Origin of the sequence: Comamonas sp. Tr-654, assembly GCF_011752915.1 — a bacterium.
Classification (GTDB): domain Bacteria; phylum Pseudomonadota; class Gammaproteobacteria; order Burkholderiales; family Burkholderiaceae_C; genus Comamonas.
Map to the genome: position 1 here is coordinate 836,480 of NZ_VWWQ01000002.1, position 19,386 is coordinate 855,865.

Annotated in this window: 18 protein-coding genes and 1 tRNA gene; all 19 read left to right on the forward strand. The window is 64.2% G+C overall.

Annotation, left to right across the window (positions count from 1 at the left end):
• Positions 1 to 157 precede the first annotated feature (157 nt).
• A complete protein-coding gene (locus F3J24_RS09495) occupies positions 158 to 1,354 on the forward strand; it encodes an acetyl-CoA C-acyltransferase (protein WP_167005130.1) in 1,197 nt (398 codons plus the stop codon).
• Between the two features lie 160 nt (positions 1,355 to 1,514).
• A complete protein-coding gene (locus tag F3J24_RS09500; protein ID WP_167005132.1) occupies positions 1,515 to 2,714 on the forward strand; it encodes an acyl-CoA dehydrogenase family protein in 1,200 nt (399 codons plus the stop codon).
• A gap of 140 nt (positions 2,715 to 2,854) precedes the next feature.
• Positions 2,855 to 3,988: an acyl-CoA dehydrogenase family protein gene (locus F3J24_RS09505; protein ID WP_167005135.1), complete on the forward strand. Its 1,134-nt coding sequence runs from the start codon at positions 2,855 to 2,857 to the stop codon at positions 3,986 to 3,988.
• Between the two features lie 47 nt (positions 3,989 to 4,035).
• Positions 4,036 to 4,827 carry an oxepin-CoA hydrolase, alternative type gene (locus F3J24_RS09510; protein ID WP_167005137.1) on the forward strand — a complete coding sequence of 264 codons (792 nt, stop codon included), beginning with the start codon at positions 4,036 to 4,038 and terminating at the stop codon, positions 4,825 to 4,827.
• A 39-nt stretch (positions 4,828 to 4,866) separates the two neighbouring features.
• Entirely contained in the window at positions 4,867 to 6,114 is a 1,248-nt protein-coding gene (locus F3J24_RS09515; RefSeq protein ID WP_167005140.1) for a CaiB/BaiF CoA-transferase family protein, read from the forward strand.
• Positions 6,115 to 6,329: 215 nt separating this feature from the next.
• The gene (locus tag F3J24_RS09520) at positions 6,330 to 7,346 is read left to right on the forward strand and encodes a tripartite tricarboxylate transporter substrate binding protein (protein ID WP_167005143.1); all 1,017 of its coding nucleotides are present in this window, start codon (positions 6,330 to 6,332) and stop codon (positions 7,344 to 7,346) included.
• Between the two features lie 83 nt (positions 7,347 to 7,429).
• Entirely contained in the window at positions 7,430 to 8,443 is a 1,014-nt protein-coding gene (locus tag F3J24_RS09525; protein WP_167005145.1) for a tripartite tricarboxylate transporter substrate binding protein, read from the forward strand.
• Between the two features lie 7 nt (positions 8,444 to 8,450).
• On the forward strand, positions 8,451 to 9,425 hold the full coding sequence (locus F3J24_RS09530) for a nitronate monooxygenase family protein (RefSeq protein ID WP_114864676.1): 975 nt from the start codon (positions 8,451 to 8,453) through the stop codon (positions 9,423 to 9,425).
• Between the two features lie 36 nt (positions 9,426 to 9,461).
• The gene (locus F3J24_RS09535) at positions 9,462 to 10,211 is read left to right on the forward strand and encodes an electron transfer flavoprotein subunit beta/FixA family protein (protein ID WP_167005147.1); all 750 of its coding nucleotides are present in this window, start codon (positions 9,462 to 9,464) and stop codon (positions 10,209 to 10,211) included.
• 154 nt (positions 10,212 to 10,365) lie between these two features.
• Positions 10,366 to 11,310, forward strand: a complete 945-nt coding sequence (locus tag F3J24_RS09540; RefSeq protein ID WP_167005150.1) for an electron transfer flavoprotein subunit alpha/FixB family protein — start codon at positions 10,366 to 10,368, stop codon at positions 11,308 to 11,310.
• Between the two features lie 111 nt (positions 11,311 to 11,421).
• Positions 11,422 to 12,408 carry a tripartite tricarboxylate transporter substrate binding protein gene (locus F3J24_RS09545; RefSeq protein WP_167005153.1) on the forward strand — a complete coding sequence of 329 codons (987 nt, stop codon included), beginning with the start codon at positions 11,422 to 11,424 and terminating at the stop codon, positions 12,406 to 12,408.
• A gap of 78 nt (positions 12,409 to 12,486) precedes the next feature.
• On the forward strand, positions 12,487 to 14,031 hold the full coding sequence (locus F3J24_RS09550) for a class I adenylate-forming enzyme family protein (protein ID WP_167005156.1): 1,545 nt from the start codon (positions 12,487 to 12,489) through the stop codon (positions 14,029 to 14,031).
• Between the two features lie 42 nt (positions 14,032 to 14,073).
• A complete protein-coding gene (locus F3J24_RS09555) occupies positions 14,074 to 14,844 on the forward strand; it encodes a class II aldolase/adducin family protein (protein WP_003063661.1) in 771 nt (256 codons plus the stop codon).
• Between the two features lie 8 nt (positions 14,845 to 14,852).
• Positions 14,853 to 15,782, forward strand: a complete 930-nt coding sequence (locus F3J24_RS09560) for a glyoxylate/hydroxypyruvate reductase A (RefSeq protein WP_167005159.1) — start codon at positions 14,853 to 14,855, stop codon at positions 15,780 to 15,782.
• Between the two features lie 68 nt (positions 15,783 to 15,850).
• Positions 15,851 to 16,837, forward strand: coding sequence for a tripartite tricarboxylate transporter substrate binding protein (locus F3J24_RS09565; RefSeq protein WP_167005162.1), 987 nt, complete (start codon positions 15,851 to 15,853; stop codon positions 16,835 to 16,837).
• 144 nt (positions 16,838 to 16,981) lie between these two features.
• Positions 16,982 to 17,058 (forward strand) — tRNA-Gln (locus tag F3J24_RS09570).
• Complete coding sequence (locus F3J24_RS09575) at positions 17,027 to 17,425, forward strand: hypothetical protein (protein ID WP_167005166.1); 399 nt, start codon at positions 17,027 to 17,029, stop codon at positions 17,423 to 17,425. The genes F3J24_RS09570 and F3J24_RS09575 overlap by 32 nt, the downstream gene beginning before the upstream one ends.
• A 450-nt stretch (positions 17,426 to 17,875) precedes the next feature.
• Positions 17,876 to 18,091: a hypothetical protein gene (locus F3J24_RS09580; RefSeq protein ID WP_240154291.1), complete on the forward strand. Its 216-nt coding sequence runs from the start codon at positions 17,876 to 17,878 to the stop codon at positions 18,089 to 18,091.
• 109 nt (positions 18,092 to 18,200) lie between these two features.
• Positions 18,201 to 19,382, forward strand: a complete 1,182-nt coding sequence (locus F3J24_RS09585; RefSeq protein ID WP_167005169.1) for an efflux RND transporter periplasmic adaptor subunit — start codon at positions 18,201 to 18,203, stop codon at positions 19,380 to 19,382.
• The last annotated feature ends 4 nt before the right edge of the window (positions 19,383 to 19,386 follow it).

Sequence of the window (19,386 nt, forward strand, 5' to 3'; positions counted from 1 at the left end):
CCGATGGGGTGTGCCAGTTTTTGAGCGATTAATCAAAATAAGTAGCTTCTATCGCTTTATTTGTATTAATTTCAGTATGAAAAGTATCTGAAATCAAATAATGACAAGCGCTTGCAGCTATCAAAAATAATTTTCAACATTCACAGAGACAAGCACCATGCGTGAAGCCGTTATCGTTTCCACTGCCCGCACACCGCTGACCAAGTCGCATCGCGGCGAGTTCAACGTTACTCCCGCCGCCCAGCTGGCTGCTTTCTCCGTCAAGGCGGCGGTGGAGCGCTCGGGTGTCGATCCCGAAATGATCGAGGACCTGATTCTGGGCTGCGGCAACCCCGACGGTTTTCAGGGCCGCAATCTGGGTCGCCAGACCGTGTTGCGTGCCGGGCTGCCGCTGTCGATCGCCGGCACCACGATCACGCGTTTTTGCGCCTCGGGTCTGCAATCCATCGCCATCGCGGCGGGTCGCGTCGTGGCCGAGGGCGTGGACGTGATGCTGGCCGGCGGTATCGAAACCATCTCCGGCATACGGGCCGGCAACAACCTGCCCACCGACATGGACCCCTGGCTGGTGGAGCACAAGCCCGAGCTCTACATGGCCATGATCGACACCGCCGATGTGGTGGCCAAGCGCTACGGCATCACGCGTGAAGACCAGGATGCGTTCTCGCTGCAAAGTCAGCAGCGCACGGCAGCGGCCCAGGCCGCCGATCTGTTCAAGGACGAGATCATTGCCTGTTCCACACGCATGATGGAGAAGAACAAGGAAACCGGCGAAGTCACCTACCGCGACGTGGTGGCCAAGCAGGACAACTGCAATCGCGCCAGCACCACGCTGGAGGGGCTGGCCAAGCTCGAGCCTGTGAAGGGCCCTGGCAACTTCATCACGGCCGGCAACGCCTCGCAGCTGTCCGACGGCTCCAGCGCCTGCGTGGTGATGGAAGCCAGGCTGGCAGAGCGTCTGGGCCTCAAGCCCCTGGGCGCTTTCCGCGGCTTTGCCGTGGCTGGCTGCGAGCCTGACGAGATGGGCATTGGCCCCGTGTTTGCCGTGCCCAAGCTGCTCAAGCGCCACGGTCTCACGGTGGATGACATCGACCTCTGGGAGCTGAACGAAGCCTTTGCCTCGCAGGCCCTGTATTGCCAGCGTCAGCTGGGCATTCCCAACGAACGTCTCAATGTCAACGGCGGCGCGATTTCCATCGGCCACCCCTTTGGTATGACGGGGGCACGCCTGACCGGCCACATCCTGCTCGAAGGCCAGCGCCGCAAGGCCCGCAACCCCCAGGTCAAGTATGGCGTGGTGACCATGTGCATCGCCGGTGGCATGGGTGCTGCTGGCCTGTTCGAGATTTATTAAGACCCCCTGAGGCGCTGCGCGCCTTCCCCCAAAGGGGGACGACAGCCTCGCTGCGGGGCGGCGGGGCCGCCCAGGCTCTTGTTCGGCACCTCTGGCTCAGAGCGTGCCGGGGTCAGAGGCTGCAAAGGCGCACGGCGCCATGGATTACCAGGAAATAGCAATGGATTTGCAATTCACCCCCCAGGAAGAGGCGTTTCGCGCCGAGGTGCAGACCTTTCTCAAGGAGAAGCTGCCCAAGCATATTTCGCTCAAGATCAAGGCCGGCCAGCGTCTGAGCAAGGCCGATCAGGACGAGTGGCATGCCATCCTCAACGAGCGCGGCTGGTATGCGAATCACTGGCCCCAGGAGCATGGCGGCCCGGGCTGGGGAGCGGTCGAGAAGTTCATCTTCGACACCGAATGCGCGCTGGCCGGCGGCCCGCGCATCGTGCCCTTCGGCGTGAACATGCTGGGGCCGGTGCTGATCAAGTACGGCAACGAGCAGCAAAAGAAGTACTGGCTGCCGCGCATTCTGAGCGGGCAGGACTGGTGGTGCCAGGGCTATTCCGAGCCCGGTGCGGGCTCCGATTTGGCCTCGGTGAAGACCACGGCTGTGCGCGATGGAGACTTCTACATCGTCAACGGCCAGAAGACCTGGACCACCCAGGGCCAGCACGCCAACATGATCTTCTGCCTGGTGCGCACCAACCGCGAGGCCAAGGCTCAGGCCGGCATCAGCTTTTTGCTGGTGGACATGAACAGTCCCGGCGTGGAACTGCGTCCCATCCGTACGCTGGATGGCGACAAGGAAGTCAACGAAGTCTTCTTCACCGATGTGAAGGTGCCTGTCGAGAATCTGGTGGGCGAGGAAAACAGGGGCTGGACCTATGCCAAGTATCTGCTGACCTACGAGCGCACCGGCATTGCGGGTGTGGGCTTCTGCATCTCGGCCCTGGCCAAGCTCAAGGTCATCGCCGCCAAGGTGCACAAGAACGGCCAGCCGCTGAACCAGGACCCGCTGTTCGCCGCCCGCATGGCGCGCGTCGAGATCGACCTGGAGAACATGAAGACGACTAACCTGCGCGTGATCGCGGCCGTGGCCGGTGGTGGCGTGCCAGGTGCGGAAAGCTCCATGCTGAAAATCCGCGGCACCGAGATCCGCCAGGAGATCCTGTCGCTGATCCGCCGTGCCATGGGCGTGTATGCCGTGCCCTATATCGACGAGGCCCAGTACGAAGGTTATGACCAGGCGCCCGTGGGCGGCATCGACGAAGCCGCCACGGCCTCGGCCAACTACTTCAACTACCGCAAGCTGTCGATCTTCGGTGGCTCCAACGAAATCCAGAAGAACATCATCTCCAAGATGATTCTGGGCTTGTGAACCTGTAACCCCCTGAGTCGCTTCGCGCCTTCCCCCAAGGGGGACGACAACTTCGCGTCGGGGCGGCCCTAGCTCGGTGTCTCCCGCGAAGGGGGCATGCCAAGCGATATGGGTCTCTTGTTGGGTAGAAAGAATTTTCCATGAACTTCGTACACACTGAAGACCGCCGCATGCTGGCGGACAGCCTGAACCGCTTTGTGGCCGAGCAATACGGCATCGAGCAGCGCAACCAGCTGGCCTATGGCGCAGAAGGTCACAGCCCCGCGCTGTATGCGCAATTTGCCGAGCTGGGCGCGATCGGCGCGCTGTTCCCCGAAGCGGAGGGCGGCTTCGGCGGCTCTGGCTTTGACATCAGCGTGGTGTTCGAGGCGCTGGGCCGCGGCCTGGTGGCCGAGCCGGTGCTGGGCGCGCTGGTCGTGGGCCAGGCCCTGATTGCGGCCGGCACCGAAGCGCAGAAGCGCCAGCTGGAGGACATCATCGCCGGCGGCGTGATCGCCGCCCTGGCACACGACGAACCGGGCAGCCACTACGAGCTCAACAAGGTCACGGCCACAGCGGCCCGCAGCGCCACGGGCTGGGTGCTCAACGGCGCCAAGAGCGTGGTGGCCTTTGGCGAAAAAGCCGATCTGCTGCTGGTGTCCGCGCGCACCGCAGGCGGCATGTTCGATACTGCCGGCATCAGCCTGTTCCTGGTCGACGGCAAGGCCGCCGGCATTGCCAAGCGTGGCTATAGCCGCATGGAAGGCGGCCGCGCCGCCGAGCTGACTTTCGAGAATGTGCAGCTGGCCGAGGATGCGCTGCTGGGTGCCGAGGGCCAGGGCCATGGCGTGCTCGAGCATGTTCAGGGCTTTGCCCTGTTGGCGCTGGCTGCCGAGGCGCTGGGCGCCATGGATGTGGCCAAGCAGAGCACGCTGGAGTATCTGCAGACGCGCAAGCAGTTCGGCGTGGCCATCGGCAGCTTCCAGGCGCTGCAGCATCGCATGGCCGATCTGCTGCTGGAGGTGGAGCAGGTGCGTTCCACCGTCATCAATGCGGCCGATGCCATCGACAACGCCCAGGGCACGCAGCGCGAGAAGATGCTGTCTGCGGCCAAGTACACCGTGGGCTCCGTGGGGACCCTGGTGGCCGAGGAAAGCATACAGATGCATGGCGGCATCGGCATGACCTGGGAGCTGCCGCTGGCGCATTACGCCAAGCGACTGATCATGATCGACCACCAGTTTGGCGACGAGGACCATCACCTGGCGCGTTTCATGGCCTTGACGCAGGCCTGAGCTTCGGGGCTGAGTTGCTGCCGTTTCGCTAGACATGGAGAACATCAATGAGTGACGCTTTGCTGATCCGCCGCGAAGGTGCCGTGCTGGTGCTGAGCAATAACAACCCGGCTGCGCGCAATGCGCTGTCGCCCGCGTTCTACGCGGCCGTCACGACCGCGCTGGCGAATGCTGCGGCTGACGCCAGTGTGGGCGCGGTCGTGCTCACGGGCGAGGGCGGGCATTTCTGCGCCGGTGGCGATCTGCGCCAACTGGCCGGACGCCGGGAGCTGCCATTGGAACAGCGCCGTGAAAAGCTTGAAGGCCTGCACGACCTGATTCGCGCCGTGCGCGACTGTCCCAAGCCTGTCATCGCTGCCGTCGAAGGCGCGGCGGCGGGCGCTGGCCTGTCGCTGGCCCTGGCCTGCGATATGCTGGTGGCCGCCCGCAACAGCCTGTTCTCCGTGGCCTATGTGAAGGTGGGGTTGACGCCAGACGGCGGCGCCACGGCCTTTCTGGCCGAGTTCGTCTCGCGTCAGGTGCTGACCGAGCTGTGCCTGACCGGAGAGCGCATCAGCGGCGAACGCCTGCAGGCCCTGGGGCCCGTCAACCGGCTGGCCGAGCCCGGCCATGCCCTTGCCGATGCCGTCGCGCTGGCCGCGCAGATCGCGACCGGCCCGGACCAGGCCATGGCCCTGATCAAGGATCTGTGCCGCCAGGCACCGCGCAACACGCTGGAGCAGCAGCTGGAGCTGGAGGCGCAGCACATGGTGCGCTCCCAGGGCAGCGAGGAATCCCGTGAAGGCATTGCCGCCTTTCTCGAAAAGCGCAGCGCCGATTTCAACAAATTGCGTGCTTGAGCGCTCGACAAAACCAAGATTTTCAAGGAGACAAGGCTCATGGCCGACAGCAATACCGAACAGAATCCGGACATCGACTTCCCGCTGGAAGGAGTGAAGGTACTCGATCTGTCGCGCGTCTTCGCCGGGCCGCTGTGCGGCATGGTGCTGGCCGACTTCGGCGCCGAGGTGGTCAAGGTCGAGCACCCTGGCCGTGGCGACGATACGCGCGACTGGGGCATGCGCATCGGCAAGACCGAGACCACCTACTACAACAGCATGAACCGCAACAAACGGTCCATCACGCTGGATCTGCAGACACCCGAGGGCGTGAAGATCGTTCACGAGCTGCTGTCCCAGTTCGACGTGGTGATCCACAACTTCAAGACCGGCGGCGCCGAGAAGCTGGGCCTGGGCTATGAACAGCTCAAGGCAATCAAGCCCGACCTGATCTATTGCGCCGTGGCCGGCTACGACAGCAGCGGCCCCGAGGCCAAGCGTCCCGGCTACGACCTGGTGATCCAGGGCGAGGCGGGCCTGATGGCACTCAACGGCGATGCCAACATGCCGCCGCTCAAGTTCGGCGTGGCCGTGGTGGATCTCGTCACCGGCATGTATGCCGCCCAGGCCGTGCTGGCAGCGTTGTTCCGCCGCGACCGCACGGGCAAGGGCCGGCTCATCGAGATGGCGCTGTACGACAGCGGCATCACGGTCACCGGCTACTACGGCCTGGATGCCCTGCAGCTGGGCCACGATCCCGAGCGCTACGGCAATGCCCACCCCTCCATCGTGCCCTACGGCATGTACGAGGCCGCTGACGGGCCGTTGATCATCGCCGTGGGCAATAACAGCCAGTTCGACAAATTCTGCCGCCAGGTCGTGCTGCGTCCCGACATCGTCGAGGATCAGCGCTTTTCCACCAACGTCAACCGTGCCAGAAACCGTCTGGAGCTGCTGCCCATGCTCAAGGAGCTGATTGGCAGTTTCCCGCGCGATCTGCTGCTCGAGCGCCTGACGGCCGCCGGCATTCCCTGCGGCCGCGTGGCCGGTCTGCACGAAGCCCTGACCAGCGAGCGCACGCGCCGCAGCGGCCTGCTGCGCGACATGCCCCATCCTGTGGCCGGCACCACGCCCGTGTTCGCGCCGCCCTACCGTCTGGATGGTCAGCGTCTGCCCATCCGCCATGCGCCGCCCACGCTGGGTGAGGGCACACGCGAAGTGCTGCAGCGCCTGCTGACGCTCGATGATGCGCAATTGCAGGACCTGCAAGCCAAGGGCGTTCTCACGCTACCCCCGGAGCCTTCATGAAGCACCCCCTGAGCCGCTGCGCGGCTTCCCCTCTCTCGCTTCGCGGGAGGGGACAACACCTTCGCAGCGGGGCGGCCCTTGCTCGGTGTCGCTGCGTTGGGCCGTGTCAGGCTCACAGGCAGCGGACATCTCATAGAGCCAAAAATAACTGAAAAGCAAGTTTAAAGGCCGCATAAGACGGCAAACAAAGACAGCGACTTCATAGGAGACAAACCATGAGCATCCCAGTCACACGCCGCGATCTTCTGCAAGGATTGGCCGCCATCGGCGGCGGCAGCCTGCTGGCCACGGGCGCCAGCAGCGCCTTCGCACAGGCCGGCAAGCCGGCATGGCCCAGCAAGCCCATCCGCGTGGTCGTTCCCTTCAACGCAGGGGGCGCCACCGACATCATGGCGCGCACCATCGGAGAGGTGCTGGCCAAGCGAGTGGGCCAGCCCGTGGTAGTGGACAACAAGGCCGGTGCGGCCGGCATCCTCGGCACCGAGGCCGTGGCCAAGGCAGCGCCCGACGGCCATACGCTGCTGCTGTCGCTCAGCACCTCCATGCTGATCAACCAGTTCCTCTACAACAAGCTGCCCTACAACCCGCAAAAGGACATCGCGCTGATCACCCAGGTCGCGGCAGCGCCCGTCACGCTGGTCGTCCATCCCTCGGTGCCTGCCAACAACATGAAGGAGCTGCTGGCCTATGTGAAAGCACACAAGGGCAAGCTGTCCTATGGCTCCTGGGGCGTGGGCTCGTATGCCCATCTGGCCGGTGCCTATATGAGCAAGACCATGGATGCCGACATGAACCACGCCGCCTACAAGGGCGAGGCACCCATGATCCAGGAGCTGATCGGAGGCCAGCTGCAGCTGTGCTTTTCCAGCGCGCTCAACACCAAGCCTTTCATCGATTCTGGCCGTCTCAAGGCCATCGGCGTGACCGGCAAGGAGCGCATGGAAATCCTGCCCAAGCTGCCGACCATCTTCGAGCAGGGAGTGACCGACGACGCCTATTCGATCTACGGTTGGGTGGCCATGGGGGCGCCCGCGGGAACGCCCAGGGAGGTTGTGGATCAGCTCTATGGCCATCTGCGCGAGATCATCAAGGACCCCAAGGTGCTGGAGCGCATCACGGGCGCGGGCTTCATCCCCATGATGAACAGCCCTCAGGCCTTCCGCGACAACTACCAGCGCGATATGCCGATCTGGAAGGCGCTGGTCGAGCAAGCCGGCGCCAAGCTGGACTGATGCCACGAACACCACGGATTTTTCAGGCCTGCGGCAGCAGGCCGCTACCGACGACTGCTAAGACAGTCCAGACAGGAGACTTCATGCACAAGCGCAATCCCGCACTCCAGGCCTGCACCAGCCGGCGCAGCGTTCTGGCCCTGGCCGCCGCGCCGTTGCTGGCCGGCCTGGCCGGAGGCGCACTGGCCGAGACCGAATGGCCCGCCAAGATGCTGCGCCTGGTCGTGCCGTTCCCCGCGGGCGGCCCTACCGACACGGCATCGCGCATCGTGGGCCAGAAGCTGGGTGAGCGCCTCAAGCAGACCGTGGTCGTGGAAAACCGTCCCGGTGCCTCGGGCTCCATCGCTGCCGTGCAGGTCGCCAAGAGCCCGGCCGACGGCTACACGTTGATGATGCTGGCCACGCCCACGCTGCTGGCCCCCCATCTGTACAAGAAGTCCGGCTACGACACCGTCAAGGATTTCGCGCCCGTGGCCACGGTCTATGACCTGCCCATCGTCATCGTGGTCAACCCTGCGCTGCTGCCCGATGTCACCGACCTCAAGAGCCTGATCGCCCACGCCAAGGCCCAGAAATCAGCGCTCAACTACACCAGCTCGGGCGCCGGCAGCTTCGGCCACCTGAGCATGGAGCTGCTCAAGCAGATGGCCGGCTTCGACATGCAGCATGTGCCCTACAAGGGCGGCGTGCCCGCCATCACCGACACCATCGGCGGCCAGGTTCCCATCATGTATGCCGACCTTGTGGCCGCGCTGCCTCATATCCAGGCCGGCAAGCTGCGAGCCATCGCCGTGGGCTCGCCCCAGCGCGTGAGCATGCTGCCCGACATCAAGACCATTGCCGAGCAGGGCATCAAGGGCTATGACGCCGTTTCCTGGGGCGGTCTGCTCGCGCCCAAGGGCACGCCCAAGGCTGTGGTCGAGCGCATCGCCTCCGAAGTCCAGCAGATACTGGCCGACAAGGACGTCCAGAGCAAGCTGCTCCACGCGGGCGCCATCGCCAACTTCCAGAATCCCGCCCAGCTGGGCCAGCGCATCCAGCAGGACTACACGCGCTGGGGCCAACTGATCCGCGACAAGGGCATTGCAGTGGAGTGACAACGATATGAAGACACGCATTACCGAACTCTTTGGCATAGAGCACCCCATCATCCAGGGCGGCATGCACCATGTGGGCCTGGCCGAGCTGGCCGCCGCTGTCTCAAACGCCGGGGGACTGGGCATCATCACGGGCCTGACCCAGCGCACGCCCGAGCTGCTGGCGCGCGAGATCGCGCGCTGCCGCGAGATGACGGACAAGCCCTTTGGCGTCAACCTGACGTTTCTCCCCTCAGTCAACCCGCCCGACTACCCGGGCTATGTCAAGGCCATCATCGAAGGCGGCGTCAAGGTGGTCGAGACGGCCGGCAACAACCCGCAGAAATGGCTGCCCGCGCTCAAGGAAGCCGGCATCAAGGTGATCCACAAGTGCACTTCGGTGCGCCATGCGCTCAAGGCCGAGGCCATCGGCTGCGATGCCATCAGCGTGGATGGCTTCGAATGCGGCGGCCATCCTGGCGAGGACGACATCCCCAACTTCATCCTGCTGCCGCGCGCCGCAGAAGAACTGAAGATTCCCTTTGTCGCTTCGGGCGGCATGGCCGACGGCCGGTCGCTGGTGGCCGCGCTGGCGCTGGGCGCAGAAGGCATCAATATGGGCACGCGCTTTATCGCCACGAAAGAGGCACCTGTACACGCCAAGGTCAAGCAGGCCATCGTTGCGGCCAGCGAGCTGGACACCCGTCTGGTCATGCGACCGCTGCGCAACACCGAGCGCGTGCTTAGCAATGCGGCCACCGAACGCCTGCTGCAAAAGGAGCGCGAGCTGGGAGCGGCCATCACCTTTGCCGACATCGCGCCCGAAGTGGCCGGTGTCTATCCGCGCATCATGCACGACGGCGACATGGACGCAGGCGTCTGGTCCTGCGGCATGGTCGCGGGCCTGATCCACGATGTGCCGACGGTGGCGCAGCTGATCGCCGGCATCATGGACCAGGCCCATGCACTGATCAACGAGCGGCTCGCGGGCCTGGCCCGCTAAGCCTTTCACTCTTCAAAACCAGGAAAGAGCTTTCTCATGAAAATCCTTGTACCCGTCAAGCGTGTCGTGGACTACAACGTCAAGGTCCGCGTGAAGTCGGACGGCACGGGTGTGGACATCGCCAACGTCAAGATGAGCATGAACCCCTTTGACGAAATCGCCGTCGAAGAAGCCGTGCGCCTGAAGGAAAAAGGCGTGGTCACCGAAGTCATCGCCGTCTCCTGCGGCGTGGCCCAGTGCCAGGAAACCCTGCGCACGGCCATGGCCATCGGTGCCGATCGCGGCATCCTGGTCGAGACCGATGTCGAGCTGCAGCCCCTGGCCGTGGCCAAGCTGCTCAAGGCCCTGGTGGACAAGGAGCAACCCGGTCTGGTCATCTGCGGCAAGCAGGCCATCGACGACGATGCCAACCAGACCGGCCAGATGCTGGCGGCCCTGGCCGATCTGCCCCAGGCCACCTTCGCCTCCAAGGTCGAAGTCGCTGGCGACAGGGTCAACGTGACCCGCGAAGTGGACGGTGGCCTGGAAACCGTGGCTCTGGCCACGCCCGCCGTCATCACCACCGACCTGCGCCTGAACGAGCCCCGCTACGTCACCTTGCCCAACATCATGAAGGCCAAGAAAAAGCAGCTGGACACCTTCAAGCCCGAAGACCTGGGCGTGGACGTGACGCCTCGCCTGAAGACCGTGAAGGTCTCCGAGCCTGCCAAGCGCGGCGCTGGCGTCAAGGTGGCCGATGTGGCCGCTCTGGTCGACAAGCTGAAAAATGAAGCGAAGGTCATCTAAGGCCCCCTGAGCCGCTTCGCGTCATCCCCCGCAGGGGGACGACACCCTCGGTGCGGGGCGGCCCTTCCTCGGTGTCCCGCGCTTGAGCCGCGCCAGATGGGCCGGCTGCGGGTGATGCAGGCACCATGAAAAATTCTAGAGAAAGACGACTGAAATGACCTCTCTCGTTATTGCAGAACACGACAACGCGTCGATCAAGACTGCGACCCTGAACACCGTGACGGCTGCCAAGGCCTGCGGCGGTGATGTGCATGTGCTGGTGGCCGGCGAAGGTGCGGCCGCTGCGGCCGCCGCTGCTGCCCAGATCGCCGGTGTCTCCAAGGTCATCCACGCCGATGGCGCCAGCCTCAAGGACGGCCTGGCCGAGAACGTCGCCGCCCAGGTGCTGGCACTTGCTGGGAATGGTGCCGGCAACTACAGCCACATCCTGTTCCCCTCGACTGCCTCGGGCAAGAACGTGGCGCCTCGCGTGGCCGCCAAGCTGGATGTGGCCCAGATCAGCGACATCACCAAGGTTGACTCCGCCGACACCTTCGAGCGTCCCATCTACGCGGGCAACGCCATCGCCACCGTACAGTCCGCCGATGCCGTCAAGGTCATCACCGTGCGTACCACAGGCTTTGACGCAGCAGCTGCCACAGGCGGCTCTGCGGCCGTTGAAACCGTGGCTGCAGCTGCGGACAGCGGCAAGAGCAGCTTTGTGGGCCGCGAAGTGACCAAGAGCGAGCGCCCCGAGCTGACGGCCGCCAAGATCATCGTCTCTGGTGGTCGCGCGCTGGGCTCGGCCGAGAAATTCCAGGAAGTCATGTCGCCGCTGGCCGACAAGCTGGGAGCGGCCATCGGCGCTTCGCGCGCTGCGGTGGACGCGGGCTACGCACCCAACGATCTGCAGGTGGGCCAGACGGGCAAGATCGTGGCGCCGCAGCTGTACATTGCCTGCGGCATCTCGGGAGCGATCCAGCATCTGGCGGGCATGAAGGACTCCAAGGTGATCGTGGCGATCAACAAGGACCCCGAGGCACCGATTTTCTCGGTGGCCGATTACGGTCTGGAAGCCGATCTGTTCCAGGCGGTGCCGGAGCTGGTGAAGACGATCTAAGCGTTGCCATGGCAATGCGCGGCCCGGACAACGGTGTCCGGGCCCTGGCCAGAGCGGCACACAAGGTATGTGCCCCGGCCCCACCTGGTTCAGAGATTCAGGAGACAAGACATGCAGATTTCCTTTGACCGCCGCAGCCTGGTTCTCGCCACAGCCGCCTTTTTGACTGCCGCTAGCACCGGCGCATCAGCCTGGGCACAGTCCGGCGACTATCCTTCGCGTCCCGTCACGCTTATCGTGCCGTTCCCGGCCGGCGGCCCAACCGACCGCCATATGCGTACGCTGGCCGATATTGCGGGCAAGCAGCTGGGCCAGCCCATCATCGTCGAGAACAAGCCCGGCGCTGGCGGCACGCTGGGTCCCGGCGCCATGGCGCGCACCGCCAAGCCCGACGGCTACACCATCACCCAGTTCCCCATGTCCATGCTGCGCATGGCGCATATGCAAAAGACGGCCTGGAACCCGGTCACGGACTTCACCTACATCATCGGTGTCTCGGGCTATACCTTCGGTTTCACGGTGCGCTCGGACTCTCCCTACAAGAGCTTCAACGAGTACATTGCCGCCGCACGCAAGACTCCTGGCAAGATCGAATACGGCTCCACGGGCATAGGCTCCTCGCCCCATCTGCTGATGGAGGAGCTGGCCGAGAACGCCAAGGTCACGCTCAACCATGTGCCCTTCAAGGGCAACGCCGACCTGCAGCAGGCCCTGCTGGGCGGCCATGTGGCCGCGCAAAGCGACGCCTCGGGTTGGGACACCTATGTGAATGGCGGCCAGATGCGTCTGCTCATGACCTTTGGCGAAAAGCGCACCCAGCGCTGGCCCGATGTCCCTACGGCCAAGGAACTGGGCTATGGCGTGGTCTCCACCTCGCCCTACGGTCTGGCAGGTCCCAAGGGCATGGACCCGGCGGTGGTGCGCAAGCTGCATGATGCCTTCAGGAAGGCCATGGACGATCCGCGCCATGTCGAGGTGCTAAAGCAGCTCAACCAGGACGTCTGGTACCGCTCGGGCGCCGACTATGCGCAATGGGCCAGGGAAGCCTTTGCCAAGGACAAGATACTGATAGACCGACTGGGTCTGGCTGCCAAATAAGCCACTGTCTGCCCAAGCGCCTGCAGGGCCGGGGGCTCGCAGGCGAAGTCCGCTTGCCATTCCTGAAACGGAGCCTTCATGACTGTCTGCCTGCCTTCTCCCGATGCCCCCTTCACCACGCTGGCCGAGCTGATCCGCAGCCATGCGCGCCAGCAGCCTGACCACGCCGCGCTGCGCGACGACCAGCAGACCCTGAGCTATTCCCAGCTCGACGCCCTCATGGACCGCGTGGCCGTTGCCTTGCAGCAGGGTGGCGTGCGGCCCGGCCAGGCCATCGCCATCTGCGCGCTGAACTCGGTGTGCTATGCCGCCCTGTTTCTGGGCGCGCTGCGCGCGGGCGTGGTGGTCGCACCGCTGGCGCCATCCTCCACTGCCGAGAGCCTGGCTTCCATGCTGCGCGACGCCCAGGCGCGTCACCTGTTCCTCGACAAGGCGGCTCAGGACCTGGTGCCCGCCGACACCGGACTGCAATGCATCTCACTGGACGGCGTGGCGCCGGGCAGAGCCTTCGAGGACTGGCTGGCGCCCGAAGGAGCGCAGCCCGCTGCCGTGAGTGTGGAGCCCGAGGCTGCGTTCAACATCATCTACTCCTCTGGCACCACGGGGACTCCCAAGGGCATCGTGCAGTCGCACGGCATGCGCTGGAACCATATCAATCGGGGCGGCGTCTACGGCTACGGCCCCGAGGGCACGACGCTGCTGGCCACGCCGCTGTACTCCAACACCACGCTGGTGGTGTTCTTCCCCACGCTGGGCAGCGGCGGCTGCGTGGTGCTCATGCCCAAGTTCGACGCGGCGCGCTATCTGCAACTGGCCCAGCAGCACCGCGTCACCCACACCATGCTGGTGCCTGTGCAGTACCAGCGCATCATGGCACTGCCGCAATTCGGCGAGCATGACCTGTCGAGCTTTCAGGCCAAGTTCTGCACCAGTGCACCGTTTCGCGCCGAGCTCAAGGCCGATGTGGTGGCGCGCTGGCCCGGCAGTCTCACCGAGTTCTACGGCATGACCGAGGGTGGGGGCACTTGCATACTTGAAGCCCATCTGCACCCGGACAAGCTGCACACCGTGGGCCAGCCCGCCGAAGGCCATGACATCCGCCTCATCGACGAGGAGGGCCGCGAGCTGGGTCCCGGCGCGGACGGCGAGGTCGTGGGCCATTCGGCCAGCATGATGACCGGCTACCACGGCCAGCCCGCCAAGACGCGTGAAGCCGAATGGTTCGATGCCACGGGCAAGCGCTTCATCCGCACGGGCGATGTGGGCCGCTTCGATGCCGACGGCTTCCTGACTCTGTTCGATAGACGCAAGGACATGATCATCAGCGGTGGCTTCAACATCTACCCCAGCGACCTGGAGGTTCAGCTGCGCGCCCACCCGGCCGTGGACGACGTGGCCGTGGTCGGCGTTCCCTCCGATCAATGGGGCGAGACGCCAGTGGCCTATGTGGTGTTGCGCACGGGCCAGCCGGCCCGGCCCGAGGAGATCATGGGCTGGTACAACCAGCTGGCCGGCAAGACCCAGCGCCTGGCGGACCTGCGCTTCATCGCCGAGCTGCCGCGCAGTGCCATCGGCAAGGTACTCAAGCGCGAGCTGCGCGATCAGTACGCGGCGGGACGCTGAGCCTGCCTTCCATTCCACGATGCCCATCACGAGACCTATCCCATGAGTCATGACACCACGATGTCCGAAGTCCGCCGCCAGGTGACGCCCGAGGAGTGGCAGACCCGCGTCGAGCTGGCTGCCGCCTATAGGCTGGTAGCCCACTTCGGCTGGGACGACCTGATCTTCACCCACATTTCGGCGCGCGTGCCGGGCCAGCCCGGCCAGTTCCTGATCAACCCCTACGGCATGCTGTTCGACGAGATCACGGCATCCAGCCTGGTCAAGGTCGATCACGAAGGCCAGCCGCTGATGGACAGCGAGTACGACGTCAATCCTGCCGGCTTCGTCATCCACAGCGCCATCCACGACGGTCGGCCCGAGGTGCAGTGCGTGCTGCACACGCATACACGCTACGGCGTCGCCGTGTCGGCGCAAAAGGATGGACTGCTGCCCATCTCGCAGCAGTCCATCTTCCCACTGGTGCGCCTGGCCTACCATGACTACGAGGGCGTGGCCCTGCGCGATGACGAGAAGCCGCGTCTGGTGGACGATCTGGGTGCCAGCAACTTCCTCATCCTGCGCAATCACGGCCTGCTGACCTGCGGCCGCAGCGTGGCCGAGGCCGTGCTGGCCATGTACACGCTGGAGTCGGCCTGCCGCATCCAGATCCTGGCGCAGTCGGGTGGCGGCGAGTTGACGCGCATCCCGCAGGCCATCATTGCCGACGCGGTCAACCAGTCGCGCCAGGTCACCAAGGGCAAGGGCGCGGGCCTGGCCTGGCCGGGCCTGCTGCGCCGCCTGGACCGCATCGATCCGTCTTACAAGGACTGAAGGAAAGCATGGGAATTCTGGTCAACATCCACCCCAGCATGGGTACGCCCATCGTCGAGTCGCTGCGCGCGCTGGCGCCCGACGTACAGGTCTGGGCCCACCGCGACGAGGCGCCGGCCGACGCGGTCGAGGCCATGCTCGCCTGGAGCCTCAAGCCCGGTGTGCTGCCGGCCTATCCGAAGCTCAAGCTGCTGTGTGCGCCCAGTGCGGGCGTGGACAAGCTGCTGGCTGTGCCCGATCTGCCGGCTGGCCTGCCCGTTGCGCGTACCGTCGACCCGCAGCAACATGTGGAGATTGCCCAGTATGTGGTCGGTACCGCGCTGCGCCATACGCGAGAGCTGGAACTGTTCGCGCGCCAGCAGCAGGCGGGAGACTGGCTGCGCCGCCCCGTGCGTGCAAGCGCCGACTGCCGCGTGGGCATTCTGGGTCTGGGCGAGGTCGGCCGCTTCGTGGCTGCTGCCATGCAGGCTGTGGGCTATCCCGTCGCGGGCTGGAGCCGCAGCGCCAAGAACATTGCCGGCCTGACCACGCACAGCGGTGCCCAGGGTCTGCAGCAACTACTGTCCGGCAGCGACATTCTGGTCTGCGCCTTGCCGCTCACGCCCGAGACACGCGATCTGCTGAACCGCCGCACGCTGTCCCTGCTGCCGCGCGGTGCCTACTTCATCAACGTGGGGCGCGGCGAGCAGGTGGTCGAGGATGAGCTGCTGGCTCTGCTCGACGAAGGCCATCTGGCCGGCGCCGCGCTGGACGTGCTGCGCGAGGAGCCGCCTCAGCCCGGCAACAAGGTTTGGGGGCACGCCAAGGCCTTTGTCACGCCGCATATCGCGGCCCAGGCCTCGGCCGATACCGTGGCCCGCCAGTGCCTGGAGAACCTGCGTCGCCTGCGCGCGGGCGAGCCCTTGCTCAATCTGGTGGATGTGGCCCGCGGGTACTGAGTCATCCTTGCCCTTCACTGCCGCGCTGACGCGCGGCACCTTCTTCCGAAAAGAACCAAGAGACATTCATGCCTTCGACATCTCGCCGCAGCTTTCTGCAATCGAGCGCCGCAGCCGGCGCCGCCATGCTGGCTCCCTCGGTCTGGGCCCAGAGCCCCTGGCCCTCCAAGCCCATACGCATCGTGGTTCCCTACACCGCGGGCGGCTTCACCGACCAGATGGCACGCCTGCTACAAGTGGGTTTGCAAAAAGCGCTGGGCCAGCCCATCGTCATCGATAACAAGCCCGGTGCGAACAGTCTCATCGGTGTGGATCAAGTGGCAAAGTCTGCGCCCGACGGCTACACGTTCGGAGTGGTGATTGCCGCTTATGCGGCCAATACCACGCTGTATCCCAAGCTGCCCTACAACCCCGGCAAGGATCTGGTCGGCGTATCTCTGATGGGGATCTCGCCGCTGGTTGCCGCAGTGTCAAACAATGCACCGTTCAAGACCACACAGGAGCTGATTGCCTATGCCAAGGCCCATCCGGGGAAGGTCAGCTTTGGCTCTTCGGGAAGCGGCTCCAGCGCGCATCTGACGACGGAGTTGATGAAGCTGCTGACCAAGACGGACATGATCCATGTTCCCTACAAGGGCGCCGCACCGGCATTGACCGACCTGATGGGTGGTCAGATCCCGTTGTTTCTCGATCCTCCGCCCAATCTGATCCAGCCTGCCAGGGCCGGTCGCATCCGTCTCATCGGCGTGGCCAGCGAAAAGCGGCTGGCGGTGCTGCCCGATGTACCGACGTTTGCCGAGCAAGGCATTCCCGAGCTGATGGGCAGCACCTGGGCTGCCATGATTGCCCCGGCAGGCGTGCCCAAGGAGATTGTGCAGCGCATGTCCGCCGAAGTCGCCCGCATCATTCGCAGCCCTGAAATCACGCAGCGCATGCAGCAGACCATGGGCACGTTTGCCGAAGGGTCGACTCCCGAAGAATGCGATCGCTTCATCGCTGTGGAAACCGCCAAATGGGGCAAGGTCATTCGCGAGGCCAAGGTCACGCTGGACTGATGGCAGCGTCTGCAGCGGGTCGTGATCATGCCACGATAGCTGCCGCGAAGCGCCTGGCAGGCACTGAGCGCTTCTGCCTTCAATCCCTGATCTGCGGAGTTTTCTTAAAGCTGGTGAAAACCGCGCTATAATCGCTTTCTCTTTAGGGGAGTCGCCAAGCTGGTTAAGGCACTGGATTTTGATTCCAGCATGCGAAGGTTCGAATCCTTCTTCCCCTGCCAAGATATAAAAGCCCCGGTTGTTCATGCAGCCGGGGCTTTTTCTTTGCCATCAATGCTGTACTTGGCTGGCCGGGCTTACTTCAGCCATTGGGCGGTGCTGCGCCATGAAGCTCGAGGTGACCTGAGCCTCGGCAGAGAAGTCCAGGTCTTGCCAGGATGCTTTGCTCTGGCACTGATTGCAGTGCACGGCGTGCTGCCCAACCCACCCGACGCTGCACTGGGGTGGGCCGGTCGCCTATGCATGAATGGCGCCAGCCCAGGCGATAAGTCGCAAGGTGACGAGCAGCGACTCGGCAGCGCGCGGAGCAGCCCAGTTCATCAGATCTGCGCTATCGATTTACAAAATATTGGCATTTTTTTTACCTGAGCTTTACAATCTGACAATGGAATTGAGATTGATTCTCGTTCTGTTCTTGCTGCCAGCCCGCATACGGTATTCCCGTTCCAGCCACAGCCCTATTGACTCTTCGGACTTCCGCAGTCGGAGAGAACACCCTGGTTTGTTTTACGCTCATGCCGGAACGCTCGTTTTGCCCCGCAGGCGGGGCTTTGCCATTTCGTCTTTATGCCGCAGCCGTGGCCCTGGTCTGCCCGCTGCCTTGCGTCAGCCATGCACAAGAGGGCGCCGCACCGACACGTGCGGTTGACGCTGCCACCCCAGTTCATGATCGCCAATAGGGGTATGGCCATACCGTACTCGACGTTCATGCCGGCAGGGACTGCCGCTTGCCATGGCGTCGGTGCCGAAGCACCCAAGTCTTTCCAGATACCACTGAATGAGCCGGGTAAGCCTCAGAGCTCGGATCGGTCTATGCCGGTGTCGGCTCGGCACGCGGTCATGGAGCTGTTTGCCATGGTTGCCCCTGTCGGGGCCTGGAGCGGCTGGAGCACAACGGTTGGCAGCGTGCTCGTGCTGGGGTTCTGGAGTCTGGGCGCACTCGCGACGGTCGTGGGATTGTTGGGGTCGGCTCGCTACCTGGTGTTGGCTGCCACCGTGGCGGTGCTGGCGGTCGTGGCCAGCTGCATTTGGTGACCAAATCCTTGAAGCCCGTGCGGCTTCTTATCTTCAATCGCAGCGACTCGTTTCTTGGTCGCGGGTTTCGGCAGCGATTGCAAATTGTTTTCTGGAGAGTGCAAGCTTGATGAAGGTGGGACAAGTCAAACGCTGGGGCGGCCTCGGGCTGCTACTGGTCTGTGCTGCAGGCACTGCCCTGTGGTGGGGAAGTCGGCCCAGGGTCGAGTACCAAAGTGTTCTGGTGCAGCGTGAGGATGTGGAGTCCACGGTCACCGCCATCGGAACCTTGCAGCCCAGAACCTATGTCGATGTAGGGGCGCAGGTCTCGGGTCAGATCACCCGTTTGCTGGTCAGTCCAGGAGCCAGGGTCGAAAAGGGCGCATTGCTGGTGGAGATAGATCCCAGCGTGCAGCGTGCCACCGTGGATGCGGGAAGAGCGTCGCTGGCGAGCCTGCGTGCCCAGATCGCCGAGCAGCAGGCGCAGCTGAAGCTTGCCAGCCAGCAGTTGAAGCGGCAGCAGCAGCTGGCATCCGAAGAAGCGACCAGGCAGGAAGACGTGCAGATTGCCGAAGCCCAGGTGGCCGGAGCTGCCGCGCGCATCGACCACCTCAAGGCGCAGATGCAGCAAACCCAGGCCAGCCTCAAGGCCGATGAGGCGCGTCTGGGCTACACCCGCATCTATGCCCCTATGTCGGGCACGGTGGTGTCTGTCGATGCACGTGAAGGCCAGACCCTGAATGCAACCTATCAGACGCCCAATATCTTGCGCATTGCCGATCTGACGGCGATGACGGTCTGGACCGATGTTTCGGAAGCCGACGTGCGGCGTGTGAGAGCCGATATGCCTGTGTATTTCACAACGCTGGGCAGTGCCGGCCAGGAACAGCCCCGGCGCTGGAATGGCCGGGTGCGGCAGGTGCTGCCTGCGCCGCCGGCCAGCGTCGCGCCTGCAGCGGGCAGTGCGGCGACACCTGCTGCAGCCACCAAGGCTGTGACCTATACAGCATTGTTTGACGTGGACAACAAGGATGCGGAACTGTTGCCGCAGATGACGGCACAGGTGGTCTTTGTGACCGGCAGTGCGCCGCAGGCCTTGACGGTTCCATTGACAGCGCTTCAGTCGGAGAAGGAGCCGCAGTCGCAAAGCGTCCGGGTGCTGACGACCCAACGCCAGCCTGAGCTGCGCAGCGTGAAGCTGGGCGTCAGAAGCCGCCACCAGGTGCAGGTGCTCGATGGCGTGGCCGAGGGCGAGCGCGTCATCGTCGGCGAAACCCTGATTCCCGGCGGCTTGCGGTGGCTGCAATGGTGAGTGC